Annotated in this window: 18 protein-coding genes; 10 read left to right on the top strand and 8 right to left on the bottom strand. The window is 59.7% G+C overall.

Going from position 1 to position 26853, the window contains the following annotated elements:
• Positions 1 to 158: 158 nt before the first annotated feature.
• From L0U79_RS01780 to L0U79_RS01740, 9 genes are all read left to right on the top strand, one after another.
• Positions 159 to 3362 carry an efflux RND transporter permease subunit gene (locus L0U79_RS01780; protein ID WP_233840177.1) on the top strand — a complete coding sequence of 1068 codons (3204 nt, stop codon included), beginning with the start codon at positions 159 to 161 and terminating at the stop codon, positions 3360 to 3362.
• Positions 3352 to 4542 (top strand): efflux RND transporter periplasmic adaptor subunit, encoded by a 1191-nt coding sequence (locus L0U79_RS01775; protein WP_233840176.1) that lies wholly within the window; start codon positions 3352 to 3354, stop codon positions 4540 to 4542. Before L0U79_RS01780 ends, L0U79_RS01775 begins: the two co-directional genes overlap by 11 nt.
• On the top strand, positions 4529 to 5959 hold the full coding sequence (locus L0U79_RS01770; protein ID WP_233840175.1) for an efflux transporter outer membrane subunit: 1431 nt from the start codon (positions 4529 to 4531) through the stop codon (positions 5957 to 5959). The genes L0U79_RS01775 and L0U79_RS01770 overlap by 14 nt, the downstream gene beginning before the upstream one ends.
• Before the next feature lie 157 nt (positions 5960 to 6116).
• Positions 6117 to 6794 (top strand): response regulator transcription factor, encoded by a 678-nt coding sequence (locus tag L0U79_RS01765; protein WP_233840174.1) that lies wholly within the window; start codon positions 6117 to 6119, stop codon positions 6792 to 6794.
• Positions 6795 to 6819: 25 nt separating this feature from the next.
• A complete protein-coding gene (locus tag L0U79_RS01760) occupies positions 6820 to 8130 on the top strand; it encodes a HAMP domain-containing sensor histidine kinase (protein WP_233840173.1) in 1311 nt (436 codons plus the stop codon).
• 149 nt (positions 8131 to 8279) lie between these two features.
• The gene (locus tag L0U79_RS01755) at positions 8280 to 11168 is read left to right on the top strand and encodes a TonB-dependent receptor (RefSeq protein WP_233840172.1); all 2889 of its coding nucleotides are present in this window, start codon (positions 8280 to 8282) and stop codon (positions 11166 to 11168) included.
• A 90-nt stretch (positions 11169 to 11258) separates the two neighbouring features.
• Positions 11259 to 12236, top strand: coding sequence for a YncE family protein (locus tag L0U79_RS01750; protein WP_233840171.1), 978 nt, complete (start codon positions 11259 to 11261; stop codon positions 12234 to 12236).
• Between the two features lie 26 nt (positions 12237 to 12262).
• A complete protein-coding gene (locus tag L0U79_RS01745; protein WP_233840170.1) occupies positions 12263 to 13573 on the top strand; it encodes a histidine-type phosphatase in 1311 nt (436 codons plus the stop codon).
• Positions 13574 to 13671: 98 nt separating this feature from the next.
• Positions 13672 to 13854: a hypothetical protein gene (locus L0U79_RS01740; protein ID WP_233840169.1), complete on the top strand. Its 183-nt coding sequence runs from the start codon at positions 13672 to 13674 to the stop codon at positions 13852 to 13854.
• Here L0U79_RS01740 and L0U79_RS01735 read toward each other — a convergent pair.
• The 6 genes from L0U79_RS01735 to L0U79_RS01705 all read right to left on the bottom strand — a co-directional run bounded on the left by L0U79_RS01735 (position 13851) and on the right by L0U79_RS01705 (position 22733).
• Entirely contained in the window at positions 13851 to 14615 is a 765-nt protein-coding gene (locus tag L0U79_RS01735) for a polysaccharide deacetylase family protein (RefSeq protein WP_233840168.1), read from the bottom strand. The two genes, L0U79_RS01740 and L0U79_RS01735, sit on opposite strands and share 4 nt — an antisense overlap.
• 10 nt (positions 14616 to 14625) lie before the next feature.
• On the bottom strand, positions 14626 to 14814 hold the full coding sequence (locus L0U79_RS01730) for a hypothetical protein (protein WP_233840167.1): 189 nt from the start codon (positions 14812 to 14814) through the stop codon (positions 14626 to 14628).
• Between the two features lie 136 nt (positions 14815 to 14950).
• Positions 14951 to 18079, bottom strand: a complete 3129-nt coding sequence (locus L0U79_RS01725; RefSeq protein ID WP_233840166.1) for a TonB-dependent receptor — start codon at positions 18077 to 18079, stop codon at positions 14951 to 14953.
• Positions 18080 to 18316: 237 nt separating this feature from the next.
• Complete coding sequence (locus L0U79_RS01715) at positions 18317 to 20806, bottom strand: protease pro-enzyme activation domain-containing protein (protein WP_304488643.1); 2490 nt, start codon at positions 20804 to 20806, stop codon at positions 18317 to 18319.
• 332 nt (positions 20807 to 21138) lie between these two features.
• Positions 21139 to 22152, bottom strand: coding sequence for a FecR family protein (locus L0U79_RS01710; RefSeq protein WP_233840165.1), 1014 nt, complete (start codon positions 22150 to 22152; stop codon positions 21139 to 21141).
• A complete protein-coding gene (locus tag L0U79_RS01705) occupies positions 22152 to 22733 on the bottom strand; it encodes an RNA polymerase sigma factor (RefSeq protein WP_233840164.1) in 582 nt (193 codons plus the stop codon). Before L0U79_RS01705 ends, L0U79_RS01710 begins: the two co-directional genes overlap by 1 nt.
• A 181-nt stretch (positions 22734 to 22914) precedes the next feature.
• Here L0U79_RS01705 and L0U79_RS01700 point away from each other — a divergent pair, with 181 nt between their 5' ends.
• Positions 22915 to 23121: a hypothetical protein gene (locus tag L0U79_RS01700; RefSeq protein WP_233840163.1), complete on the top strand. Its 207-nt coding sequence runs from the start codon at positions 22915 to 22917 to the stop codon at positions 23119 to 23121.
• 63 nt (positions 23122 to 23184) lie between these two features.
• On the opposite strand, the gene L0U79_RS01695 is transcribed toward L0U79_RS01700, so the two are convergent.
• Both L0U79_RS01695 and L0U79_RS01690 read right to left on the bottom strand, forming a co-directional pair.
• Complete coding sequence (locus tag L0U79_RS01695; RefSeq protein WP_233840162.1) at positions 23185 to 25521, bottom strand: alpha-amylase family glycosyl hydrolase; 2337 nt, start codon at positions 25519 to 25521, stop codon at positions 23185 to 23187.
• Positions 25522 to 26003: 482 nt separating this feature from the next.
• Positions 26004 to 26636 carry a DUF4142 domain-containing protein gene (locus L0U79_RS01690; protein ID WP_233840161.1) on the bottom strand — a complete coding sequence of 211 codons (633 nt, stop codon included), beginning with the start codon at positions 26634 to 26636 and terminating at the stop codon, positions 26004 to 26006.
• Positions 26637 to 26853: the final 217 nt, after the last annotated feature.

Raw genomic sequence — 26853 nt, 5'->3', positions numbered from 1 at the left:
TTTCCCCGAGGCCTCCGCCCATTGTGATACCCGCAACTATGTATTACGCGGAGCGCGCGATCGCCTACTGCGACCGCCGTCGACCCCGATACGCCGCTTCGCATCGTGACGCAGCGTGAAAGGGACGCTCCGCCTCCCCAATCCTGGAGCACATCCACATGGTGAGGATTGTACGGCTTGCGCTGGAGCGGCCTTATACCTTCGTCGTTCTTGCGTTGCTGATTCTGATCGTCGGGCCGCTGGCCGCGCTGCGCACGCCTACGGATATTTTTCCCGATATCAAGATTCCCGTGATCGCCGTGGTGTGGCAGTACACCGGGCTGCCTCCGGATCAGATGGCCGGTCGCATCGCCTCGCCGTTCGAGCGCGTGCTCACCACTACGGTCAACGATGTCGAGCACATCGAAGCCAAGTCGATTGCTGGTTATGGAATCATCAAGATCTTCTTCCAGCCGAACGTGAATATCGCGACCGCCAACGCGCAGGTGACGGCAGTCTCGCAGACGCTGCTCAAACAGCTGCCGCCGGGCGTCACGCCGCCGCTGATTCTCAACTACAACGCGTCGACCGTGCCGATTCTTCAGCTCGCGCTATCGGGCAAAGGATTGAGCGAGCAGAACCTGGGCGATCTCGGCCAGAACATTCTGCGTCCGCAGCTCGTATCGGTGCCCGGCGCGGCCATTCCATATCCGTATGGCGGCAAGACGCGTCAGGTGCAGATCGACGTCGATTCGGCCGCGCTACAGGCGCGCGGCCTTTCCGCACAAGATGTCGCCAATGCGCTCGCTGCGCAAAATCTGATCGTGCCGGTCGGCACGCAGAAGATCGGCTCGTTCGAATACACGTTGAACCTCAACAACTCGCCGTCCGACATCAATGAGCTCGGCAATCTGCCGATCAAGCAAGTGAACGGCACCACGATCTATATCCGCGATGTGGCCCACGTGCGCGACGGCTCGCCGCCGCAGACCAATATCGTGCACGTGGATGGCAATCGTTCGGTGCTGCTTACGATTCTCAAGAACGGTTCGGCCTCAACGCTCGCGATCGTCGCGGGCATCAAGCAGCGCTTGGCCGATAGCAAAGGCTTGTTGCCGGATAATCTGAAGGTTGCACCCATCGGCGATCAGTCGATCTTTGTGCGTGCGGCCATCACCGGTGTGGCGCGCGAAGGCGTGATCGCCGCGGCCCTCACCAGTTTGATGATCCTGCTGTTCTTGGGTAGCTGGCGTTCCACCGTGATTATCGCCGTGTCGATTCCGTTGGCAATTCTCGGTGCGATTGCGTTGCTTTCCGCATTTGGCGAAACGCTCAACATCATGACGCTCGGTGGCCTCGCGCTGGCGGTGGGTATTCTAGTGGACGACGCCACCGTCACCATCGAGAACATCAACTGGCATCTTGAGCACGGCAAGGATGTGGAGACGTCGATCCTGGACGGCGCACGCCAGATCGTGACCCCAGCATTCGTGTCGCTGCTGTGTATCTGCATCGTGTTCGTGCCGATGTTCTTCCTCGACGGCGTCGCGCGCTTCCTATTCGTGCCGATGGCCGAAGCGGTGATGTTCGCGATGGTGTGCTCTTTCATCCTCTCGCGCACGCTGGTGCCGACGATGGCGAAATTTCTGCTCAAGCCGCATGCGCCGCATGTGGGCGAACAGGGCGCGCATGTCGCGCCGTCGCCGTCGCGCAATCCGCTCGTTCGCTTCCAGCGCGCGTTCGAAGCGCGTTTCGAACGCATTCGCAGCGTGTACCACGGCGTGCTTGAACTAGCGCTTGAACATCGCCGGCCGTTCGTAATGGGCTTTCTCGCCTTCGTGCTGGTGTCGTTCCTGCTGGTGCCGTTTCTGGGTCGCAACTTCTTTCCGGATGTGGATGGGGGCCAGATCTTGATGCACGTGCGCGCGCAAGTCGGCACCCGCGTGGAAGACACGGCCAACTTGTTCAATCAAATCGAGAACACCATCCGTACGGTGGTTCCACCGGACGAATTGGGTACGGTGGTGGACAACATCGGCGTGTCCGGCAGCGGCATCAACACCACGTACAACAACACCGGTCTGGTCGGCGAACAGGATGGCGATATCCAGATCGCTTTAAACGAAGGACATCGTCCGACAGCGGAATACGTGCGCAAGCTGCGCGAAATTCTGCCGCGCTTGTATCCCAGCGCGACGTTCTCGTTTCCGCCTGCGGATATCGTGAGTCAGATTCTGAACTTCGGCGCGCCCGCGCCGATCGATCTGCAAATTCGCGGTCCCAATCTAGCCGCCAATTTCGCCTACGCGAACTCGTTGCTTGGACAGATCAAGCGTATTCCCGGCATTGTCGATGCGCGTATTCAAGAGTCGCAGGCCAATCCCGGCTTCGACGTGAATGTGGATCGCACGCAGGCGCAGTTGCTCGGCATCACCGAGCGCGATGTCACCAACAGTCTGGTGGTGAATCTTGCCGGCTCGAGTCAGGTCGCGCCGACGTTCTGGTTGAATCCGACCAACGGCGTGTCGTACCCGATCGTGATGCAGACGCCGCAGTACGCATTGGACAGCCTCGCGCAATTGCGCAATCTGCCGATCAACGGCGCCAACGGCAATGCGCAAGTGCTCGGTGGATTGGTGACGCTGAAACGCACCAATACCAATGCCGTGATCGATCAATACGATATTCAATCGGTGGTGCAGATCTACGCGGCGACGCAAGATCGCGATCTCGGCGCCGTCGCCGCCGACGTGCAAAAAGTGATCGACGGCACCGCGAAACAGCAGCCCAAGGGCGCGCACGTCGTTTTGCTCGGGCAGGTGCAAACCATGAACAGCGCCTTCACCGGCCTGATATTCGGCCTGCTCGGCGCGGTGGTGCTGATCTATCTGTTGATCGTGGTGAACTTCCAGTCGTGGAGTGATCCGTTCGTGATCATCACCGCGCTCCCCGCCGCGTTGGCCGGTATCGTGTGGATTCTTTTCGCCACGCACACACCGTTGTCGGTGCCTGCGTTGACGGGCGCGATCATGTGCATGGGCGTCGCTACCGCCAACTCGATTCTGGTGGTGAGCTTCTGCCGCGAACGTCTAGCCGAACACGGCAATGCCACCGTCGCGGCGCTTGAAGCGGGCTTTACGCGCTTCCGCCCTGTGTGCATGACCGCGCTGGCCATGATCATCGGCATGGCGCCAATGGCGCTGGGACTCGGCGAAGGCGGCGAACAAAACGCACCGCTGGGTCGCGCGGTGATCGGCGGCCTGATCTTCGCCACCTGCGCCACGCTGCTGTTTGTGCCTGTCGTGTTCAGCATCATCCACGCGCGTCATAGCCATGCCGCGAAAAAGGAAGACGCATCCGGAGAACCAAGCTATGTCGTCTGAAGCCATGATTCACTCCAGCGAAAAGCCGTCCAAGCGCGGTTTGCGTTTGACCGGCATCGTCACCGGCACGGTCCTGATCGCCATCGTGGTGATCGGTTTGGTGACGCGCGCCACGCAAGCGAACAGCCTTAAAACGTGGACGCAGCAACAGGCCGTTCCCACGGTCACCGTGATCATGCCGGCGCCTGGCAAATCGGGTCCCGTGCTGGATCTGCCCGGTCAGCTGGAGGCGTACACGCGCGCGCCGATCTACGCGCAAGTCAGCGGTTATCTGAAAGAGTGGAAAACGGATATCGGCACGCCGGTAAAGTCGGGCGAACTGCTCGGCGAAATTTCCACGCCGGAACTCGACCAGCAGCTTGAGCAAGCGCGCGCGGATCTCGCCAGCGCCAAAGCCAATGCCGATCTCGCGGGCGTAACGGCCAAACGTTGGCAAGCCATGTTGAGCAGCGATTCGGTTGCGCAACAGGATGTCGATCAGCGCACCGCCGATTACGCTGCCAAAGTCGCACAGATGAAAGCGGCGCAGGCTAACGTCGATCGCTTGCAGGCCGCGAAGGCTTTCGCACGCATCGTTGCGCCGTTTGACGGCGTAGTCACGGCACGCGACACCGATGTCGGCGCGTTGATCAATGCCGGTGGCGGCACGGGGCCGCAACTGTTCGTGGTGTCGGATATCCATAAGTTGCGTGTATACGTGCAAGTGCCGCAGCGTTATGGTCCGTCCATCCGCCCAGGCAGCGACGCCGCGCTCGTTGTGCCCGAATATCCGGGACGCACGTTCCACGCGAAAGTCGTCGCCACGTCGAATGCGGTGAATGCAACATCCGGCACGACACTTGTGCAATTGCAAGTCGACAATGCCAACGGCACCTTGATGCCCGGCGCCTTCGCGCACGTGCGTTTCGATCTCCCGGTCGACGACACCGCGCTACGCGTGCCGGCAAGTTCGTTGATTTTCGACAACGCCGGTTTGCGCGTCGCCACGCTTGGCGAAGGCGACAAAGTCGCGTTCAAGAAAGTCAGCATTCTTTACGACTACGGCAAAACGGTCGAAATCGGCTCCGGCCTGAGCGCAGGCGATCGCGTGATCGATAGCCCGCCCGACGGCATCAAGGACGGCGACGCCGTGAAGATCGCAACCGAAGACGCCACGGCCAAGTCGCATGAAAAAGCGTGAGTCGCTGTTAGCTTTCGTTATCGCCGCCGCGTTGGTGAGCGGTTGCTCGCTGGCGCCGCATTATCAACCGCCGGCTACGCCCAAAGCGGCGACATATCAGGACATGGGCCCTTGGGTATCGGCGCAGCCGTCCGATCAAGAAATGCGCGAAAACTGGTGGCATCGTTATGACGATGCCGAACTGGATGCGTTGCAGACCAAGTTGCTTGCCAACAACGCCGATCTCGCCGCAGCGCTCGCGCACTACCAGCAGGCCCAGGCGTTCAGTGCGCAAGCGCATTCGGAATTGTTTCCGCAGATCGGCCTTGGCGCCGACGCGCAGCGTCAGCGGCAATCCAAGCACGCGCCGCCATTGCGCAATCCGGCCGCGCCGTCGGATTACAACAGTTACACCGTCGGTGCGCAGGCCAGCTATGAGGTCGATCTGTGGGGCCGTGTGCGCAATTCGGTGGAAGCCGGGCGTGACAATGCGCTGGCTGCCGCGGCCGATCTGGCGTCAGCGCAACTGAGCCTGCAGGCTCAGCTTGCGGACAACTACATGCAGCTGCGCGGCCTCGATCAACAGATCGCTCTGTTGCAGCAAACGATGCAGGCCTACGAAAAGGCGTTGAAACTTACGCAGACTTTGCATGCTGGCGGCATCGTGTCCGGCCTCGACGTATCGCGCGCGCAGACGCAGCTTTCCGACGCGCGTTCGCAATGGTCGCAAACGGTCGCGCAACGCGTGTTGATCCAAGATGCAATCGCCGTGCTGGTCGGTGAGAACGCCGCCAACTTCAACTTGCCGGTGCAGAGCGAATCGATTGCGGTGCCAGTGATTCCATTGGACGTGCCGTCGACGCTGCTGCAACGTCGTCCAGATGTCGCCGCCGCGGAGCGTCGTGTCGCTGCGGCAAATGCCGGCATCGGTGTCGCGCGCGCGGCGTGGTTCCCATCGTTGACGCTCAACGCGCAAGCGGGATTCCAAAGCACGGGCTGGGCGAATCTGCTCACCGCGCCGAATCGCATCTGGGCGCTCGGACCCGCGCTTGCGTACGACCTGTTCGACGGCGGCTATCGCAAGGCGACCATCGACGCGGCAAAAGCAAAAACCGATGAAGCCGGCGCGACCTATCGTGGCGTGGTGCTCAGCGCGTTCCAGCAAGTGCAGGACAATCTCGCCTTGCTCGATCACCTCGGCAACGCGCGTTCGGATCAGAAAGACGCAGCCGACGCAGCTCAACACGCCCTCGATTTGTCGATGACGCAATACAAGCACGGCGCGGTCAGCTATCTGGATGTGGTGCAGGCGCAAACCGTGGCGTTGCAAGAGCAGCGCGGTCTGCTGCAACTCGACACGCAACGTTTGCGCGCCAGCGTGCAGCTGATCCGCGCATTGGGCGGTGGTTGGTCGGTCGATCAGCTTGCGCAGAAGTAATGCCTGACGGTTCTTCGGCCGGGATGGACGTCCCGACCGAAGCACTGTCATCAAATTGCCGTCTTTAGCGCGCCAAACTCGACGATGCGCTACCCAAACCGGGTCGCCGGCACCGTATGGCAACGGTGCCGACCGCGTTGCAACGGCGGGAGGGCCTATGCGCATCCTGGTGGTGGAAGACGACGTCGAAACGGCCGCATACCTGAAATCCAGCCTTTCGGGCACGACGCAATCCGTCGATTGCGCACACGACGGCTCGGCCGGTTGGCGACTGGCGCACACCGGCGATTACGATCTGCTGGTCGTCGACCGCATGCTGCCGCATATCGATGGCGTGTCGCTGGTGCGTCACCTGCGTGCGGAAGGCAAGCAGATGCCGGTGCTGATGTTGTCGGCGCTTGGCGAGTGCGAATCGCGCGTGGAAGGTCTGGACGCCGGCGCGGACGATTATCTTGGCAAGCCGTTCGCGCTTAGCGAACTGAAGGCGCGTGTCGGCGCGTTGGCGCGCCGCGCTCCGGCGCTCGAAGCGAACATGCGGCTAAACGTGGCGGATTTGCAACTGGACATGCGCACACGCGAAGTAAGCCGTGGGCACCAACCAATCGAATTACAACCGCGCGAATTCCGCTTGCTGGAATACTTGATGAAGCAGGCCGGCAAAGTGGTGACGCGCTCCATGCTGCTGGAACATGTGTGGGAGTTTCATTTCGATCCACAAACCAGCGTGGTCGAGACGCATATCAGCCGGCTGCGCGCGAAGGTGGATCGTGGCTACGCCGTGCCGCTGCTGCACACGGTCCGTGGTACGGGGTATTGCTTGCGTGCGCCCGACTAACTTCATCCGTACGGCAACGTTTCGCATGGCGGTGTTGCAGGCCATGTTGTTCGCTTGCGTGGTGGCCGGCTTGTTCGGCCTGGTGTGGCGTGAAATTCACACCTATGTGGACGATCAATTGCGCACAGCGGTGCAAGTGGAAACAGCAAGTCTGCGCGAGGCCGCGCGCGATGGCATGCTTGAACCGCAGATCCGACAGCGCTTGTCGGTTAAGCAGGAGGGCGCCGACTACTATTTGTTGAGCGATGCGCACGGGGAGCGTGTGGCCGGCAATCTCTCGTTTCTTCCAACCGTCGCCGGTTGGCAGCGCGTGCCGATTCACGACACGATCGGCATTCACGCGCACCACGCCACGGACGTAGATCTGCTGGTGACGCCGTTGGATGGTGGGCATTGGCTGACGGTGGGTCGCGACAACCGCGATATCGGCGAGCTCGACGAAAATCTATCTCGCTATTTCTTCGTCAGCGTCGGAACCGCCATGCTATTTGCGTTGTTGTCGGGTGGCATCGCCGGGCATGTGTTCGTGAAATCCGTCGACAGCCTGAGTGCGCGCGCGGAGCGCATTGTTACTGGCGAAGAATTCGGACCGTTGCGCTTGAAGCGCGGCAGCGAGGAGTTTGTGCAGCTGGCCGGACGGCTCAATCGCATGCTTGAGCGTATGCACACGTTGATGGAAAATATGCGGCAAGTTTCCAACGACATCGCGCACGATTTGCGCACGCCACTCACACGACTGCGCCAGAGACTGGAATCGGCGTACGACGAACACCATGAACCGGACAGGCAACGTCTGACGATCGAGCGATGCATCGCCGAAGTGGATCAGGTATTGGCTACCTTTGGCGCACTATTGCGCATTTCTCGAATTCAAGCCCGCGAGCGCCAAGCTGGCTTTACGCCGATGGATCTGTCCGATCTGTTCGTTTCGATCGCGGAGGTTTATCGTCCCGTGGCCGAAGACGCCGGTCGCAGCGTCGACGCCAACGTGCAGCCCGGGCTCGCGTTCAAAGGCGATCGCGCTCTGCTGACGCAAATGCTGGCGAATCTGATCGAAAACGCGATTCATCACACGCCCGCAGGAACGCGCATTACGGTATCGCTGATGCATACCATGCAGGGCATCGTCGGTTGTATCGAAGACACTGGCCCTGGCATTCCCGCCGTCGCGCGCACGCGCGTGTTCCATCGCTTCGTGCGTTTGGACAGCAGCCGCACATCGCCGGGCAGCGGCCTTGGTCTGGCCCTGGTGGCGGCAATCGCCGATCTTCACCGCATTCCGTTGAATCTGTTGGATCGGCAACCGGGTTTGGCGGTCGAGATGCGTTTCACATAACGCATACATTGTCGCCCGCGCAGCCTGAAGCTTACGGATTCGTATAGTGGCTGCATTCTCGCTGTCATCCCGTACGCCTACGTTGATGACTTCCGTGCGAGGTCTGGGTGAGGCCTCGCACGCGCAACGTGAACAGCGAGGAAAAACAGATGTCTCTTGCACGCGCATGCCGTATGGCTCTGGGCTTGGTGGTGTTGGCGATTCCAACCGTCGTGTTGGCGTCCCCCAGTGGGGTCAATGGTCACGTGGAGGTGGTGAATACCCACGCGCCGGTCACCGGTGCGCGAATCGAATTGCGCGAAGCGCAACGCGTCACCACCACCAACGCCAATGGCGACTTCAGCCTCGACAATGTGCCGGCGGGCAGCTACACGCTGGTTATCAAGGCGCCCGGGCAGCGCGCGTTGGAGCGGAGAATCACCGTGCAGGAAAACATGCCCGCGGTCGAGAACGTCGTCATGGGCGATGTGACCACGCTAGGCGAAGTGGACGTGTTGGCCGCTGCGACCTCCGACGAATTGGCTCGCGCGCAACAACAGCAAGCGCCGAATATGATTTTCGTGCAACCGGCGGCGGCGATTGAACGTCTGCCGGACGTCAACGCCGGCGAAGCGGTGCGTCGCTTGCCAGGCGTGTCGTTGGAAAGCGATACGGGCGAAGGCCGGTTCGTCAATATTCGCGGCCTCGACGCCGATCTCAACAGCACCACCTTCGACGGTGTGCGCATGATGCCCAGCAACGTTGCCACACCGGCAGGCGGCGGTCGCGCGGTAGCCTTCGATTCGATTCCCGCCGGTTTGGTCGGATCGCTCACCGTCACCAACACCAATATGCCGGATCAGGATGCCGAGGCGTTGGGCGGCACCATCGAAATCACTTCCAAGCAAATGCCCAAGGACAAGGATCAGTTTATCGATCTGCAACTAGGCACAGGTTTGGAAAATTTGCGCGACACGCCAATCCGCAACTACGAGATGACTGGCGGCCTGCGCTTCGGCCCCAACGCGAACTACAAACCGTTCACGGTGCTCGGTACCGTCAACTATTACGAAGACCACCGAGCCATCGACGACGTCGAAGCGGGTTATGTCGATCAACAAGGCGCAGGTGTGCCGGATAAGGCGTTCGCAGCGCTGGATCAGCGTTACTACAACTACCATCGCACGCGTCATGGTTACGGCGTGGAGTTCGATTTTCAGCCGGACGACGACAACAAGTGGTTTGCGCGCTACTTCGACGCCGGCTATACCGAGCGCAAGAGTCGCGACAATCTGATCTTCAATTTCGCCGGCGCGCCGGTGGCCGATCCGAACAATCCCAACGGTCTGATCGATGACGCCACGTATCAGCGCGCGAATCAGCACGAAAAGGAAATGATCGATTCGCGCGTGGCGATGATCGGCGGCCAGAACGATTTCCACAGCTGGCGCACCGATTATCACCTGGCGATGTCGATCGGTTCGTACAACATGCCGTACAACTACAACTCCAACTTCGTCAATGGCAGCCCGAATCCCGGCAATCCCGACGGCTCCGGCCAAGCGATCGTGGCGTACGACAACATCACGCGACCCAACTATCCAAGCTACAGCATCGTACAGGGTCAGAATCCCGCCAACCCGAGCGGTTATACGTTGAGCGACTTCAGCAATGGCACCGAGCACGATCACGATCAGGAATACAATCTCGGCGACAACGTCACGGTGCCCGCGCATTGGTTTTCCACCAGCACGGACGAGTTCCTCAAATTCGGCGTGAACGCTCGACTGCGCAGCCGCCATAATTCGCAGGACAACTTCGACTACAACCCGCCCGCATATGCGCTATCCGATCTTGTGCAGGGTGGTCCGATCACCTATTACGACAATCATTACGACATCGGTCCGTTGATCAATCCAGAGCAGATCATCGGTTTGTTCAACAACAATCCCAGCGCCTTCGTAGAAAATACGGCGAATGATTACCTGGCCGACTTGCAGTCGTATGGGCGCGATCGCGAAAACATCTTTGCCGGGTACGCCGAATATCAATTCCAACCGGTCGACAAGCTGAGCATTCTCGGCGGCGTACGTTACGAAGCGACGCGTGCGCGCTACGAAGGCCTGAATATCGTGACCAGTAACGGCAACTTGGTCAGTTTCTCACCCAATATCATCCAGCGAAATTACGGCAACGTATTTCCGTCGTTCCAAGTGAAGTACAGTTTTCAACCCGACATGATCGGCCGCGTGGTGTATTCCAAGACCATTGCGCGTCCAGGCTTCCAACAGGTGACGCCGTCGACGCAGGTGGACGATGTCAACGACGTGGTGTCGCAAGGCAACCCTTCGCTCAAGCCGACCTATAGCGACAATATCGATGCGTCTTTCGAGTATTACCTGCCCGAAGGCGGCCTTGCGTACGCGGGCTTCTTCGACAAGGAGCTGACCAACTACATCGTGCCGTTGGCGTCGATTCAGACGATCAACAATCCCGTCGGCATTCTGGATGTGTTTGCGCCGGGTACGCTGGTGACGTTCAGCAGCTATGAAAATATTTCCTCGGCGTTCGCGCGCGGATTGCAGCTGGCTTATGTCGATCGCTTCCGCTGGTTGCCAGGCGCGTTAAGCGGCCTGGGCATCAATACCAATTTCACCTACGTCGATTCGCGCATTCAGATCCACCCTGGCGTGTATTCGATGTTGCCGTCGACGTCGCGCGATACCGCCAATGTAGGGTTTACGTACGAATACAGGGGTCTGCGGTTGGATCTTGGCGCGTATTACGAGAGCAAGAACATATTCGCGCTCGGCGGCCCGCTGTATACCAATGCGGACGGTACGCCATCGAGCATCTATGCCGATCAGTATTCATCGGCGCGCACGTCGCTCGACTTCGGCGCGAACTATGCGTTCAACGATACCTTTTCGGTGTATTTCGGCGCGAAAAACCTGACCAACACCAAGCTTCGCTTTACGGAAACGTCCAACAACGGGCGTCCGATCCAGCGAGAATTTTACGATCAGACCTTTACCGCGGGTGTGCGCATCCATTTGTGATGCGCGCACCGCGATCGCGAAACGCCATCTCTCGCTCACATCGCCACCGACTGGGCGATGACGCCTCCCATTTTCCGAAGGAACGTAACCATGAAGCGTTTTCCTGTTCTGATGTTTTTCGTATCGAGTATCGCTGTGCTGGGCGCGGTCGCTGCAACCACCAACTACGCGGTGATCGAGCGCCACGCTCTGGGCGGCACCGGGAAATGGGACTACCTCACGCTCGATGCGAAGGGACAGCGGCTGTATATCGCGCGCGGCGACCGGGTGATGGTGATGGATACGGCCTCGGGCAAGTTGGCTGGCGAAGTGCACGGCGCCGTCGGCGCGCATCGTATCGTCTTGCTGCCTGATCAATCGCGCGGTTTCGTCAGCAACGGGCACAGCGACAGCATCATGCCGTTTGACGTGACGACATTGACGTCGCAGCCAGCGATTGCGCTGAGCGGCAAAGATCCGGACGCCATGTTGTATGACGTCGCGAGCGCGAAGCTATGGGCCTTTAACGGTCACAGCTCGACGATCAGCCTCGTCGATCCCGCTCAAAACAAGGAGGTCGGCACGGTGACTCTGCCGGGCCGTCCGGAGTTCGCCGTCACCGACGATAACGGACATATTTACGTCAATCTCGAAGATACCTCGCATCTGGCCGAAATCGATGCGCGCGCAGGCAAGGTCATCGCCAATTGGACACTTTCGCCATGCGAAGGTCCGACAGGCTTGGCGATCGATGTGCAACACCAGCGTCTGTTTTCCGCTTGCGCAAATCAGCACATGGTGGTGACCGACGCGCGCGATGGCCATCAGGTCGCCGTACTCAAGATCGGCGACGACCCGGACGCCGCCGGCTACGATTCCACCACCGGCACGGTATTCAGTTCCAATGCGGACGGCACTTTGTCGATCTTTCATCAGGATGATGCGAACCACTACTCGCCGGTTGCGCAACTCGTCACTGCCAAGGGCGCGCGCACGCTGGCTGTCGATGAGCGTACGCATCGCGTTTATCTTGCCGCGCCCGATGTGGCGCAAGGCGGCTTCGGTGTGCTGGTCGTCAGCGCGCCCTGATAGTTTCGATTCCGAGGAAGCCGCACATGAAGAATCGCTTTCGCGTCGGCAGGCTCTGTAGCATGTTGATGCTGGCATGGTTGCCTGCGTTCGTTTTGCACGCTGAAGCGGCGTCATCGCAAGGCGAATTGCGTTTGGTGATCGTGTTGAGCCGACACGGCGTGCGTTCACCCACCTCGGAGCCGGCACGCCTTAATGTGTATTCGCGCGATGCGTGGCCTGTTTGGCCGGTACCACCGGGCTATCTCACGCCACGCGGCAAGCAACTTATGACGATCATGGGTCGCTGGTATCGCACCCATTACGCGCAAGCCGGACTGCTGCCGGCCACCGGATGCATGGCATCTTCGCTCGATGTCGTAGCCGACGATGAACAACGCACCATGGAATCCGCGCGCGGACTGATGGATGGGTTCGATCCTCAGTGCGCGGTAACCATAAGCGCCGCACCCAGAAAGGGCGCGGATGCTTTGTTCGCGCATGATGTTTCCGGTGTCAGCGACGCCATCCGCACTCAGGCGCAGGCGGCGTTGCTCGGCCGCATCGGCGGCGATGTCACGCGTATGACGACGGCCAATGCGGGTTTGATCGAACAGATGCAAGGCGTGCTGATGGACTGCGCGCCTGGTCAATGCAGTGCAGGCAAAACACCGGGAAAAAAATGGCTAATGGATCAACCTGCGTCCGTCGAGCCGGGAGAGGGCGACGAACTGCTCACGATCAAGTCGCCGTTGCGAAGCGCCAGTACGTTGGCCGAAGACTTCTATCTGGAATACGTCGAGGGCATGCCGATGTCGAGCGTGGCATGGGGCCGAGTAGCGCCGACGCAGCTCGGGCAGTTGCTTGCGCTGCATTCGATCTATACAGATACGACACTGCACACGCCGGTCGCTGCGCGGGCTTACGCGTCGTTGCTTGCAATACGCGTGCTTGCCACGCTTCAGCAAGCGGCGGATTCGATGCAGAACGCCAATGCCGTTGGCGGTGTCCATACAAAAATCGTGTTCCTGATCGGTCACGACACGAATATCGAAACGCTGGCCGGTTTGCTCAAGTTGCATTGGTTGTTACCGGAACAACCGGCGGATCCGACATCAGTCGGCGGCGCTCTGGTATTCGAGCTTCGCTATCATCGCGACGGAAACCGCTACGAAGTCAGCGCCTACTACGTCAGCCAAAGCATGCAGCAAATGCGCGCCAGCGCCGTTCTGGACGTGGCGCATGCGCCGTTGACCGCGCCTATCTTCATTCCTGGCTGCAGCACATCCGTACCGGGATACCCGTGCTCGTTGAGCCAATTTGCGACGGCTCTGACGCAGGCGGTGCGGCCGAATTAGCCGTTGCGGTCGGTCAGGGCGCCTTCGTTTCCGAGGCTTGGCGCTTGCACGAAGGTTAGGCGCATGCGGAAATAGGCGCGTTGCCCAAGGACTTTCGCATGAGCGCCACATCCCAAACGAATGCAAGCATCAACAAAGATGGTGCTGCAGATATCGCGACGCCGCCCGGCGCCATGCACGGGCCGCACCATAGTCCTCAGGACACGGAAGAGGTTGCGGCGCACGACGAAGTGCAGCACGACGCTGCGCTTCGGGAATCGTCTTTGCGAGTGCCGCGTTAATCGATCGCGGTGTTTTCGAATTGCTGGTCCGGCAGTTCGAACTGATAGCCGCGCTCTTCCAGCTTGGTCAGCAGCTCATCGAGCACCGCTGCTGTACGCGGTCGTTCATGAAGCAAAAGGATGGACTGGTCTTCCACTTCCGACAGGCTAAAGTCGCGGATTTGAGAAGGTTGCTGTAACCAGGCGTCACCGCTGTTTGCATTCCACGACATCTGTTTCATGCCGAATGATCGAACCACGTCGGCTACCAGAGGCGATGTCGCTCCGAATGGAGCTCGGAAGTAGTAGGGGCGCTTGCCCGTTACTTGTGCAATGCGTTCGTTGCAATCTTCGATTTGACGCGTGATTTCGGGTTTTGAAAGCTTTGACATAACCTGATGGTTGTAGCTGTGGTTCCCGATCAAGTTGCCTTCGCTTTCGATTTCACCCAACACGTGCTCATTTGCGTCGTTGATGTGACTGCAAACGAGAAAGAATACCGCATGCGCGTGGTGCTTGCGTAGCGTCTGCATGATCTGCTCGTCCAAGCCATACCCGTAGGGGCCGTCGTCAAAGGTCAATAACGCATATTTGCGTCCGGAGAGCACGTCGCTGACGCTGCGCAAGCCGTTACCATTGGTTCGCGCAATGCGATCCAGGGTCTTGTCCAAAGCGAAACGCGGCGCCTCCATTCCACGCCCGCTCAATAGCAGCGCATAAAGAAACAGCATAAGCAGCAGGCCACAAACAGCAAAATGGCGGCGGTAGATGTAAAGCAGCATGGCGATTCACTCATTCGAAGATGTAGCGATGACTCATCGCGCCACCGAACAAAAGGGGCGAAAGGTTGTTGCCGAAACGCGTACCGCCGATGTCGCTATCGTCTGGCGTCTGTCCCTGGCGGATAAGGACCCTGCACGGGCCGTGCCAAATGCTTTCAGGGCGCGCCAAGGTGCTGTTGGTGCTGCAAAAATGAGACATAGGGCTTCGGAATCGGCCGTTAGTAACTTTCACGTAAGTGAAAGTTGCCCGTTCCGATCGTCGAGCTGTCAGCAGTCTTACGGGATTTCACGTCCGCACGGCAGTACAAACGGACGCATGTGACGTGCCGTGTCGATTACTGCCCGGCGCGATTCAACTGCAAGTTCGCTTGCAGAACGATTTCACGTCCGTAAATGTTGTAGTTCTCGTTGTTGAAATACGGGTACACGACAAAGCTCGCATCGCGCGGGGGCATTTTATTGGCGATGTTGTTGATGAGCAGGGACAGCGTCAGATTGCGGTTAGGGCGATAGCTCGCACTGCCGTTGAATGTGATCCACGGCGAGACATGACCGGCGCCTGGCGTGCCAATGCCGTTGTTGGTGGCGAGGTAATTGGGCGATGGGCCGTAACGATGCCCGTAGAGCGTGCTGGTCCAGTGCCCGTCTGGGCTGGTCCATGTAACGCTTCCGCCGATGACGCTCTTGAATTCCGTGCTGTACTGCGAATTGGTAAGGCTGTTGATGGGCGCCTCGCCGGGTGCGATCTGATAATCGTGCTTGAGCATGTTGTTGTAGTCGAGCTGCACGTTCAACATGCCGAAGTGGGACAACGCAAAGCGGTAGCGCGCCGTGCCCATGATGGATTCCGTCACTTCGTTGGCGAGATTGGCGTAGTACGTCGTGATGCCGGTTATCGGTCCGGATGAGCCCGCTCGCTGTACCTGAGCGATCGCGGATCGGCAACCGGGCGTGTTGGCGTTGTTTGGATCGAGCAGACATTGCGCGTCCGTACGCATGAGTAAATCCAGATCCTGTTGCACCACTTCGTTTTGAATCGCTATATGCAAATAGTCGACGCTGAAATTCAGATCGTCCGTCGGAGACCAAACGGTACCAAACGTCCAGCTTTGCGCGGACGTGGGCTGCAAGATCGGATTCGCCAGCGTCGTGCCGCGAACGCCGTAGAGATACGCGTTGCCGCAGGGATTGCTGTGCGCCAAAGCGCATAAGTAGTAATCGGTGACGGTGGTGTAGTAGTCGGTCGGGCCAAGGTATATGGAGGAAAGATCCGGCGCCTTGAACGACGTGGTGTAGTTGCCGCGAATCAGCAATGTGCTGACCGGGCGATATTCGACGCCGGCCTTGTAAGTGAACTTTCGATTGTCGCTGCCGCGCGCGAGCGCGTAGTAGTCGTAGCGTCCCGACAGATCGATCGTCAACGGCTTCAATAACGGCAAATTCAATTCGAACGCCGAGGCGGCGTGCGAGCGTTGTCCGCCGCCGCCCGTCGCTGCATGTTCGAACACGCGGTCTTGCGTAAACAGCGGATTGACTGGCTCATACCACGCTTCGTTGCCGCTCTCGACCAACACGGCGAACCCCGCATCGCCGCCGGGAAGGGTAAATAACGAAGCATTGCTGACGGTGGCGCGCGTGTCGTTGATCCATGTGCGGCTGGATTCCCCCACGCCTTGGGTAAAGCTGGCGTATTGCGCAGGCGTGAGTGCTTGAAAGAATGCGTTGTAATTCGGGTGATACAGATTGAGGCCGGAGCGAGGGTCGACGCCGAGCACCGGTCCAAGAATATTTCTTTCGAAGAACGCATCCACCTCCGCCGCAATGGAAAGCGGTTCGACGACTTCGGTGTGATCACCGCTGCGCAGGTAATAGATATCCCAGTTCCAACCCGAATCGCCCCATAGTCCTTTGGCGCCGAGGTCGAACTGATAAAGCAGATCGTTTTGCCGATACATCTGGCCCGCGGCGCCGCCGGGCATTTCTTCGGGCGCGAAATATTTTTGCAGATAAAGAAAATGACCGGTGCTGGCGTCCTCCACGCCGCCTTCGGGCAAGTCGTCGGGAAACCATGCCGACACACCGGGAAACCAACGTTGCTGTTGCCAGTTCAGCATCGTGTCGCTGTAAAGGGCCATGTGATCGTTGAGCTGATACGCAAGCTTCAACATGCCGTCCAGATTGCGCAGTTGATTGCTATACGTCGTATAGCCATTCAGATTGTTCGAACCGCAATAATTGCCAGGCGGATTGGGCATCTTGCTCGGTACCAGCATCGTGCTGCCGCCGAACAGTTGCGTCGCGCAGCCGTTCGGTGGCGAAAGATAGCCCTGCGGATTGCCGGTGAAGTTGGCGGCATCGCCAAAATCGACGATGGCCGCTTGCGTGTTCGGTTGCGATCCGATTGGATTCGGAGCGACATTCGCCGCTGATGGCCGCTGATAAAGCCAGATCGGCGACGCGTTGTCGAACTCCAGCGCACCGAGCACATTCCATTTTCCAAAATCGTTTCCGTACACACCGCTGATGCGTTGATTTGCGCCGCCGCCGTCGGAATAACCGCCGGCTTGCACGGTCATTTCGCTGCCATGCCAGTGCGACTTGGTCACGATATTGATCACGCCACCGATGGCCTGCGAACCGTAGATCGATGACGCGCCGCCCGGCATCACATCGATATGGTCGACGATGGCGATGGGGAAATTGGAAATGCTGGTGAAATTGATGGTGCCGTTGTACAGCCGCCCGAAATCGGCGATGGGCTTTCCATCCAGCAGAATCAAGGTGAATTGCGGGCTCAATCCGAACAGGCTGACGGTTTGCGCGCCTTGCGTGAAGGAGCCGGCTGCTTGCGGTCCTTGCACCGATCCGGTGGCAAGCACGGAGTTGCGCAAGACGTCGGCGAGATTGTCGAAGCCGCGCGCGCGGATATCGGCGGCGGTAATCGTGTAGGTCGGTGTTGCGGTCTGAATATCCGCGTTGCCGATCAATGAACCGCTGACGGTAACGCCACTAAGCGCCCTGGGTTTTTCGTCGATAACGATAGACGTCGACTTCGACGGCAGCGCGGGAAGATCGGTCGTACGCGCCAGCACAAACGTGGATGCATCGATCGCTTTCCACGTCAGCCCCGTCCCGACCAGCAACCGTTGCAACGCATCGGCGGGCGTAAATTGCCCGGACACGCCGAGCGTGGTTTTTCCTGCGACCAATTCAGGTGCGTAAACGATCTGGATATCGCGTTGCGCGGCGAAGATATCCAACGCATTGCGTAAATTGCCGGCGCCGATCGCATACGTGCGTGTGATGGCCGCCGGTTCATCGGCAAAGGCGCAAGGTGATGCGAAGACGGCGCTCGCTCCGTAAAGCCCGAGGCTCAACGGGAATGCTTGGACGACGGCGCAGCGAAGCAGCGATGCCGAAAACTCGGCATGCTTCACGATGCGCGGCCAACCGATCCGCCACATCCCTCTCCGGCCATTCCAGCGCATTCGTATCTTCAGCCTCCTCGTCCTATCCCCCTCAAGGACACACACCTGCTCGCATGCCAGCGAGCGATTCGATGATAGGGCAAGGCAGGCCAAACGTGCCGCCGAATCTTCATAACCAAAGAGCCTGTCCGCCATGGCGCGGACAGGCTCCCGGCCTCGCCACATGGCGAGGATCTGGTTCCATGGCACGCGTCCCTGCGCGCCGAAACCCGATTAGAACGTCAAGCTCCAGTTGTTGAGGGTGCCGTAGTCGCCGTAGTAGTACGGGTCGTTGTCGATCACCTTCAGCTTCCACGTACCGTTAGCGGTCACGGAGGATGCATTCACCGTCCAGGTGGTGTTGATGTTGCCGTCGTTGTTGTAGTCGGGGTTTTGCAGCACGGCGTAGGCGCCGTTCGGCGCGACGATCTCGATCGTCAGGTCGCCCGACCAGTTATGCGTGATGTTGGCGTGCACCTTCAGCGTCGCCGGCGCGTTGCCTGACTCGCCCGTCACCGCGATGCTGCTGGTGATGGTGGCGTTGTCGTTGATCACCACCTGCTTGTTGCTGGTGAACACGCCGCTGGTGCCGCCACCGCCACTGCTGCTCGCGACCGTCACCGAGCCCGTCTTGGTGTTGGTTGCGCCGGTGCTGTCGGTCACCGTGAGCGTCACGGTGTAGGTGCCTGCAGCGGTATACGTATGGCTCGGGCTGGCGGTGGTCGAGGTGGTGCTATCGCCAAAATTCCACGCGTACGACGTGATGGTCGCGCCGGTGTCGGTGGAGCTGTTGGTGAAGCTTGCCGTCAGTCCGCTCACGGTGTCGGTAAAGTTGGCGACCGGCGTGCCGGTGGTCGTGCCGCCGCCCGTGCCGGTGCCTCCCCAATACTTGGTGACGTACGCGTTGAACTTGGTGATATCCAAGCTACCCCAGCCGGTGGTGTTGTCGTAACCCGCCGCGGCGTTGTAACCGTAACCGTTGTAGCCGTTGTTGCCGGAGGTGACGTCGTGCAGTGGTGTCGCGTCCTTCGAGAAATACGTGTACATGTTCTGCGTCGGCAAACCGAGCGAGTTGTTGTTCGCCGATTCGATACGCGCCCAGATACCCACGAACAACGGCGACGCAAGACTGGTGCCGCCCACTTGTTGATTGGCCTGACCGTTGATCACGATCAACGCGCCCGAGCTTGACGCCGCATCGAACGCCACGTCGGGCAACTCGCGTTTGGTCACCGATGAACCCAGCACCGAGGTCTGCCAAGCCGGCGCAGCTTCGAACAAGCTGATGCCGCCGCCGGTCGCCCACAGGCGCTCGTTGTTGTCGCCAGCGCTCGGATTGACCGCGGCGAGGCCTTCGTTCCACACCGTTTCGCCGGACCACGTAGTGGTGCCGCTGGTGCTGAGCGCGGTGCCACCGACGGCGACAACGTTCGGCGACGTCGCCGGTTCGCTCACGCCGTAGTGACTGAGATCGATTTGCACCGTGCCGCTGGAATTGGCGATATAGCCCGGCGCGCCTTCGGTCGGATCGCTGGACCACTGATACACGCCCGCATCGCCCGCGGCGATGGAGAAGATCTGGCCTTGCGCCACGGCTTGCGCGAACACTTTGTCGTCCGCCGCCTGCGTGCCGGAGCTGTTCGCCGCGGTTTCGTCTTCGCCGAGCGACACGTTGATCACTTTTGCGATGTTGTCCGTGACGGCTTTGTTGTACGCCGCCGTGATGGACGCATCGGTCAGTTGGCTGTCGCTGCTATCGCCGTTGACGGCCGCGTAAAAGATCAGCTGCTTCACGCCGCCGGAAACGCCGACGATGTCCTGGCTGTCCAGATCCCATTCCGACGGATCGCCATCGTTCGCAAGCGTGCCGGTGCCGCCGGCCACGGTCTTCGTGCTGACTGTCGCCATGCCGGCGTTCTTGGTAAAGGTGTTCAAGTCGCTGATCGTCTGGGTCATGTCGCCCCAGGTGATGATGCCGACGGTGGTGTTGGACGCGGTCGGCGTGCTGCCGGCGTCGTAGATCGACGCAAAGTCGGTGGGGTTGTGGCCAACAGCGCCGGCCGTCGCCTGCGTCTTGATCGAATTGGTGCCCACGCGATGCGACATCACGTGCGGCTTCACGTAATCCTGCAAACCCAACACGCCGTCGACGATACCGCCGAGCGATTGCGGCACCGTCACGTCGGCGGCGTTCGCGAAATGTTGCTTGCCCTTGAAGCTGAAGGTCTTCATGTTGGCGCTGAACGCGGCATTCACGCTAGCGGTCGTGCCATCGGCGGACACCAGCAAATTGTTCGGCGCAACGCTGATGTTCTTGAAGCCGGAGGCTTGCAGATGCGCGACCACGGCTTGCACTTGCGCGGCGGTCGGCGCGTATTGCGCCTTGAACTGCGCCGGCGTCAGAAATTGATGGTAATTCGCGCTGCCGGGTTGATTCACCGACGCGAGAAATCCTTGCAGCTGATCGACATTGCGCAGGTTCAGGCTGACTTCCACATGCAGCGGCTTGCTCGCTTCCAGCGGCATGATCTGCGAGGCGTCAATCGATGGATGACCGGTCATCACCAGCGTGGAAAGCTTGGCGCCGTTGTTCTGAATACCGGCATGCGTGCGCGTCGTTGCGCGCGAGTCGGCGGCGTGCGCCGACACCGACATCATCGCCAGCGACAAGGCGGCCGGCAAAAGCAATGGACGAATCCCCGACAGTTTGAAACGTTGCGACATAAGTGAACTCCCAGAATTATTTGGCGCAGACGAACCCGATGCGGCTCGCAAGCCCCATGCAATAGTTGTCACCGCTCACCGCGGCGTATCGATTCACAAACGATGTCTGGCTGCGCCCGAAGCCCCTCGCTTCTCAGCGATCAACGTCCCCTACGTTCCCTGTACGTCGATCGTGCTGCAGCGTCGCCGATGATTAAGACGCGAGCGAACACAACAACCCTACCTGCGCGATGAGAGGAAAAAGTCGGGATTCAAAATTTGGTGTGCAACATCACGCTTCGATGACATGCGCATTCATCGACGTGAATGATGCGTGCAAGCGAGAAGCGCGATCAACGATCGCGCAGCAGCACGATTTGCGTATCGCTGACGCGGCGGGCGCGAATGGACCAGCCCTGTTGCAGCAGCAGCAAGAACGTTTGTTGATCGTTCGCGCGGAAAATACCGCTGATATGGATGTCTTGCAGCGCCGGATCGCCAATCGTCAACTGCGTGGTGCTGTAACGATTCATTTCAGCTAGCAATTGCGGCAGACGCCAGTCGTGCACGAACAACTTGCCTTGCGTCCAGCCCTGTGTCTTTTGCGCATCGAGCGCGTGCACGGGCGTGATATGCCCGCCCTGATCGAACGACAGGCTTTGTCCGCCCGTCAGCGACGCGTTTTGTGCATCGCCTTGCGACGACAGCGCGGTAATCGCGAGTTTGCCGTGCAGCAATGCGACGTCGGTGGTGTCGTCATTGAGTCGAATTTGGAACTCGGTACCGACCGCCGTCACCGTGCCGTGACCGGCATGCACGACGAACGGCCACTCGCGATTGCCGTGTACGGAAAACTGCGCTTGTCCGCGCAACAGATCGACACGACGCGTACGTGCGCTGTAGCGCACGACGACATCGGTATCGGTATCCAGCACGATGGACGAGCCGTCCGCAAGCTGCACGATTTTCTGTTCGCCGGGCGCGGTGACGTAGTCGGTGCCGACTGGATCGGTTTGCGTCGACAGCCAGCGGGGCAGGGCAACGATCGCCACCAGCGCGGCCAAACCTGCGGCCATGGCAGGGAACATCCAGCGCCGCGATGACTGCATCGACGATTCTTGACGCAATGCCCTCTGCGCCGCGGCTATGATCGCCGGATCGCGTGCGGCATTGGCGCTTCGCTTCCACAACTGTTCGACGTCGCGAAACGCGGCGGCGTGGCGCGGATCGGCGTCGCGCCAGCGTTCGAACGCGGCGCGTGCGTCGGCGGGGCAATCCTTGTCGAGCAGACGCGCAAACCAGTACTCGGCTTCGTCCGCCGAGCCCAGATGCGCTCCCCCAAGTGCATTCTGCCTGTCCATGCTCATTAAAACGTTTCCATGGGCGAATCGCCTACCTTGCGCCGTAGTTGCGCAAGCGCGGTCGCCAAATGTTTCTCGACCATCTTTACCGAGATATTGCAGCGTTTGGCGATATCCGCGTGACTCAAGCCATGCACGCGTTTAAGCAGGTACACGCGCTGACACTTGGGCGGCAGTTCCAGAATGGCCTTGGTCAGGCGCGCTACCTGCTGATCGTAAAGCGCGCGTTGCTCGGGCGAATGTTCGGAGGCGGCGATCTCCAAACCTTCCAGCGCCACGTGGTCTTTGCTGTGATGGCTTTGAGCGACGCGGTGCTGATCGTGCGCCACGTTCACCGCGATCCTGTACAGCAGCTGTTTCCAGACTGACGGCGGTTCGGACTCGCGGTAGCGCATCAGCTTGGCCATGCTTTCTTGCGCGGCGTCTTCGGCATCTTGTTCGGATGCCGTGCGCGCGCGCAGAAACTGCAGCAGCCCGCGAAACTGGCTGCGCAGAAAGGCTTCGAAACCTTGCGCATTGGCGCGCATGTCGATGGCCGGGGCCTCCGGTAGCGACCCCATCGACGCGCTATCCCGCTTGTTATTCATCCCCGAGTTCGTACCTACCCCACCCAGATTCGAGTCAATGTGGACCAAAACCGGCTTCCGTGCAAATCGCCGAGGAGCCGGTGAAATTCCTAGCCTGCGTCGTTCACTTGTCCGACAAAAAGTTGTCACGGTTGCCGAGGCAAGCTTGGGGTAAGCTGCCCCAAACCGGAGATTTTCCCCTGTGAATGCATCTGTCGAACTTCAAGCCAGCGATCTGGAAGGCCTGGAGAGGGTAGCCGTCGGTCGGGGCGCGAGCGTGCCCGGGCACGTAGCGGACCGACTGTGGGCGATGGGCCTGCTGCAGAAAATCCACGCCGTCGCCGGCACTGGCGCCGAGCTGCAACTGACGTCCAACGGGCTGTCGATCATTCGTTCCAGCGATCAATAAGCTTCAACGCATCGACACCTTCCCCGCCCATGGCGGGGAAGGTGTCGCATGTCGACGAGCGCGCTACTTCGCGATCAGCAACAACACCGATTGCCCGCATTGGTTGTACGTGACGCCGCCGCCGCCGATCAGCGCTTCGTTGCCCGGCGTCACCCAAGTGTTGGACCCGTCGTTCCAATTGCAGGTGTCGGTCACGCGATACCAGTTCGTGCCGGTGGGCGGCGCCGGCAAGGTAAAGGTGACCTGCCCGGACCACCCGTTGTACGCGATGTACATCGAGTTGCTGTCGCCGAAATCGGTACCGTTGACCGTGTACGCGATGGCGTAGTTGCTGGTGTTGTTCCAGTAACTGCTCGTCGCCTGCACGCCGCTCGGTTCCCACCATTCCACTTCGCTCGACGTGTACCAGTTCTGCGGACGCAACGCGGGATGTGCTTTGCGGAATGCGATGGCGCGCTGCGCGAAGTTGTAGAAGTTGGATTGATCGCTGGTCCACGAATAGGTGAGCCAGTTCGCGATGGAGTCGACGTTGTACGGATTGTTGTTGCAGTTCAAGGAACGCAGGTATTCGTCACCGCCGGCCATCATCGGCGTGCCGGCCGAGAGCATGGTGAAGGCCAGACCCGTGCGCGCGGCGCGACGCTGATCCGCCGCGGCGCCACCCTGATTCCAGCTGTAGTTGGTCTGGTTGCCGCCCGACGACGGACCGTAAGGCCAACCCTGATTGTTGTTGGTGCCGTTGCAGTAATACACGTCGAACAAGGTAAATCCGTCGTGCACGTCGATATAGTTGGTCGAGTTCCACGGAGAGCGACCGTTGCCCTGGAAGATACTCGACGAACCGGTAAAGTCCTGCGCGTCCTGACCGATGGAGATGGTCATGTTGCCGAGTTCGTTCTGCGCCTGGCGCAACGTGTTTTCGAACACGCCGTTCCATTCGGACCAACCCACCGGAAATTTGCCTTGCTCGTCGCCGCCGCTGGCGCTCCACGGTTCAGCGAACAGATCCAAACCGCTACCGCCGCCCGCCGGACGCACCGTCAAATTGGCGAGGATTTTGTTGACCGCTACGTTGGGATCGGACGCATCGAAGTTGAAGCCGCCGTTCGGACAATTAGGTGCGGCCGCTTCGTAGGATTGATTGAGACAATTGTTGCCGAGGATCGGGCCTTCGTCGAAGCGGAAGCCGTCCACGCCCATCGTCGTGCTCCAGTACGACAGCGAGTCGACGATCATTTGCGACGCGACCGGATTGTACGTATTGAAATTCGCGCCGATGCCGGTGTCGTCGTAGAAATACTGATTGCCCGTGGTCATTTCGTAATACGTGGCGTTGTCCAAACCGCGCCACGAGTTGAGCGTAGCGACGGTGGGATCGGTACTGCTCCACGTGCCGCCTTCGGACGTGTGGTTGTACACCACGTCCATATAAACCTTGATGCCGGCATTGTGGAATGCCTGCACCATCGCCTGAAATTCCGCGGTCGGGCCGCCGGGCGACTGGTTGTACGCGTAGCGACGATCGGGCGCGAAGAAGTCTTCGGTCATGTAGCCCCAATAATTCTGGTCTTGCGTCGAATTGGGGATGACGTCGTTCTCGTCGTTCTGCGTTTCCTGGATCGGCAGAAATTCCACCGCCGTGACGCCAAGGCTAGCGAGATAAGTGGCCTTGAGACCCGCGCCGTAATACGTGCCTTGATATTGCGAAGCGATGCTCGAATCTTGTTTGGTCAGGCCACGCACGTTCACTTCGTAAATCACGTCGTCCTTTTGCGCGCGTGTCTGTTTGGTGCCGGTGCTCTGCGTGCTCGGCAACAACACGATGCCCTTGGGCGCGTACGTGCCGCTGTCAATCAGGCGATACGCGACGCCGAAGTTGGCATCGACCGTGCCGCCCGATGCGAAAATATCGGCGTCCTGATTGTGCGCGTTGAGCGGATCCTGGCTGAGTTCGCGTGCATAGGGATCGGTTAGCAATTTGTTCGGATTGAAGCGGTTGCCGTTGCTATCCACGTCGGACACGTAGCCCACCGACGAACCTTTCGTCCAGCTCGAGCTGTACGTCCAGTTCGGTCCCCAGGCGCGATAGCCGTAGTACACCGAACCGCTAATACCGGCGGCTTTGATCGACGATACTGGCACCACCACCTGCCATACGCCGCTGCCGACGTTGGTGAGCGCATATGTCGCCGATTCCTGCACGCCGTACCCGGCGCTATACAGATACAGCACCATGTTGGTGGCGTTGGCGGAATACACGCGGAAGGTAATCTGCGTTTGCTGTGCGTTGTAACTGGCGCCCAAGGTATTGGGATTGATGGCAGCGTGCGCTGGCATCCATGGCGTTGCGGCCAGACTGGCGCAAACCAGTAAAGCAGCGAGAATTTTCGAACACTTCATCGGGGCATGCCTCCGTTCCTGCATCGTGGATGGACAGGTTCAACAGCCTTGCTTTGCGTTTCAGCGGCAAACAAATCCTCTAGGCGGTCGTGACCGGCACGACCACTCGTTACGTTTTGTTGGCGACTCGTAAATCCCTGAAGTGCATGCAGGCGCAATAACCTGCGTTGCCGCAGCGTGCCGTAGGCCGAATCGATCTCCCCATCGATTGCGTGTTGCAACGAACGCGAAGCATGGCGATGCGGACAGCTGGTGCGGCGATAGTAGGAAGCATCGCAATGCAGCAACCAGAGGATGCATACGTATTCATTGCAACGGCATTCGCGAAATTCACATGGAAAACACGACTTCGCGCACGGCGCGCGATTCGTGTGTGATCGGAGCGCGTCGCGCGTGTCATGCGCAATGACGACACCGAAAAAGAAACCGCCGCGATCTTGCGATCGCGGCGGCGGGTTTGAAACGGAGCGACTAGCGGCGCCTTACCAAGGCGCTGCCACGAGCGAGATCGGCTCCCAGAAAACCGGTGCCTTCGCCGCGTGCGAATCCACCGCCGTTAGCGCTTCCTGATGACGTGAGGGCGTCCAGTCGGAAGAGCGCAACACCGACAGCGCCACGGTCAGATTGCCGCGCAGCGCCGGAATAGCATCGTGCGCGAGATCTCTCAGCGCGACATCGGAAGAGGAGAGCTTCATCGCTTCGTACGCCGAGATGATTCGGCAATGGCTTTTCACCGAAGCACTGGCGAAAGTCTTATCGAAGGCGTCGCCGCTGAGCGCTTGCATACGCGCCAGCATGGACGTGGCGGCGGCGGGCTGATTGGCGCCTTCGTCGTGACCCGGCGTCAGTTGCGCCAGGCGAGTCTCCAGCGCGGTCCGTTCCTGGATGATCGAGTTGGCCAAGTCGATGACGCGTGGATTGGTGGATTTGCTCAGCGCCAGCTTCGCCATGGCGATCTGGCTGGCGTTGTCCGACCGGGCGCGGGCGAGGAACGCTTGTTCGTCGTTGGCCGGGGGCTGGTTGGCGTCGGCGGCCTGGACAAGTCCCGAAACCAGCAGCAACCACATCAGCACCAGCGACATGGGAACGAGCCGAGAAAAACTTCCACCGCGCATGACGATCGCCTTTTGGCTTGAGCAGATGCCCCTTACGCCTTCAATGTGAACTTAGAGAAGTTCAAAGATCGTTTAGAAATTGTCAGGCGATCATACGGAAGCGCTCAAGCACGAAACTTTTCTTCAGCAAGCTCAGTGCGGCGTTAGCGTGCACGCGCCGGGTGGCGATGGCGCGTTAACAGAAACCCCTGGAGGCGGGCGAAAGGTAAAGGTGGCG

Source organism: Dyella sp. 2HG41-7 (genome assembly GCF_021390675.1).
Lineage (GTDB): Bacteria > Pseudomonadota > Gammaproteobacteria > Xanthomonadales > Rhodanobacteraceae > Dyella_B.
This window is presented reverse-complemented; position numbering and strand designations above follow the sequence as displayed.

Excerpts from the sequence above, each read along its gene's own strand:
- L0U79_RS01755 (WP_233840172.1), top strand. The coding sequence starts at position 8,280 with ATGTCTCTTGCACGCGCATGCCGTATGGCTCTGGGCTTGGTGGTGTTG.
- L0U79_RS01715 (WP_304488643.1), bottom strand. The coding sequence starts at position 20,806 with ATGTCGCAACGTTTCAAACTGTCGGGGATTCGTCCATTGCTTTTGCCG.
- L0U79_RS01740 (WP_233840169.1), top strand. The coding sequence starts at position 13,672 with ATGAGCGCCACATCCCAAACGAATGCAAGCATCAACAAAGATGGTGCT.
- L0U79_RS01725 (WP_233840166.1), bottom strand. The coding sequence starts at position 18,079 with ATGTGGCGGATCGGTTGGCCGCGCATCGTGAAGCATGCCGAGTTTTCG.
- L0U79_RS01745 (WP_233840170.1), top strand. The coding sequence starts at position 12,263 with ATGAAGAATCGCTTTCGCGTCGGCAGGCTCTGTAGCATGTTGATGCTG.
- L0U79_RS01690 (WP_233840161.1), bottom strand. The coding sequence starts at position 26,636 with ATGCGCGGTGGAAGTTTTTCTCGGCTCGTTCCCATGTCGCTGGTGCTG.
- L0U79_RS01760 (WP_233840173.1), top strand. The coding sequence starts at position 6,820 with ATGGCGGTGTTGCAGGCCATGTTGTTCGCTTGCGTGGTGGCCGGCTTG.
- L0U79_RS01765 (WP_233840174.1), top strand. The coding sequence starts at position 6,117 with ATGCGCATCCTGGTGGTGGAAGACGACGTCGAAACGGCCGCATACCTG.
- L0U79_RS01775 (WP_233840176.1), top strand. The coding sequence starts at position 3,352 with ATGTCGTCTGAAGCCATGATTCACTCCAGCGAAAAGCCGTCCAAGCGC.
- L0U79_RS01730 (WP_233840167.1), bottom strand. The coding sequence starts at position 14,814 with ATGTCTCATTTTTGCAGCACCAACAGCACCTTGGCGCGCCCTGAAAGC.
- L0U79_RS01710 (WP_233840165.1), bottom strand. The coding sequence starts at position 22,152 with ATGAGCATGGACAGGCAGAATGCACTTGGGGGAGCGCATCTGGGCTCG.
- L0U79_RS01750 (WP_233840171.1), top strand. The coding sequence starts at position 11,259 with ATGAAGCGTTTTCCTGTTCTGATGTTTTTCGTATCGAGTATCGCTGTG.
- L0U79_RS01770 (WP_233840175.1), top strand. The coding sequence starts at position 4,529 with ATGAAAAAGCGTGAGTCGCTGTTAGCTTTCGTTATCGCCGCCGCGTTG.
- L0U79_RS01705 (WP_233840164.1), bottom strand. The coding sequence starts at position 22,733 with ATGAATAACAAGCGGGATAGCGCGTCGATGGGGTCGCTACCGGAGGCC.
- L0U79_RS01780 (WP_233840177.1), top strand. The coding sequence starts at position 159 with ATGGTGAGGATTGTACGGCTTGCGCTGGAGCGGCCTTATACCTTCGTC.
- L0U79_RS01695 (WP_233840162.1), bottom strand. The coding sequence starts at position 25,521 with ATGAAGTGTTCGAAAATTCTCGCTGCTTTACTGGTTTGCGCCAGTCTG.
- L0U79_RS01735 (WP_233840168.1), bottom strand. The coding sequence starts at position 14,615 with ATGCTGCTTTACATCTACCGCCGCCATTTTGCTGTTTGTGGCCTGCTG.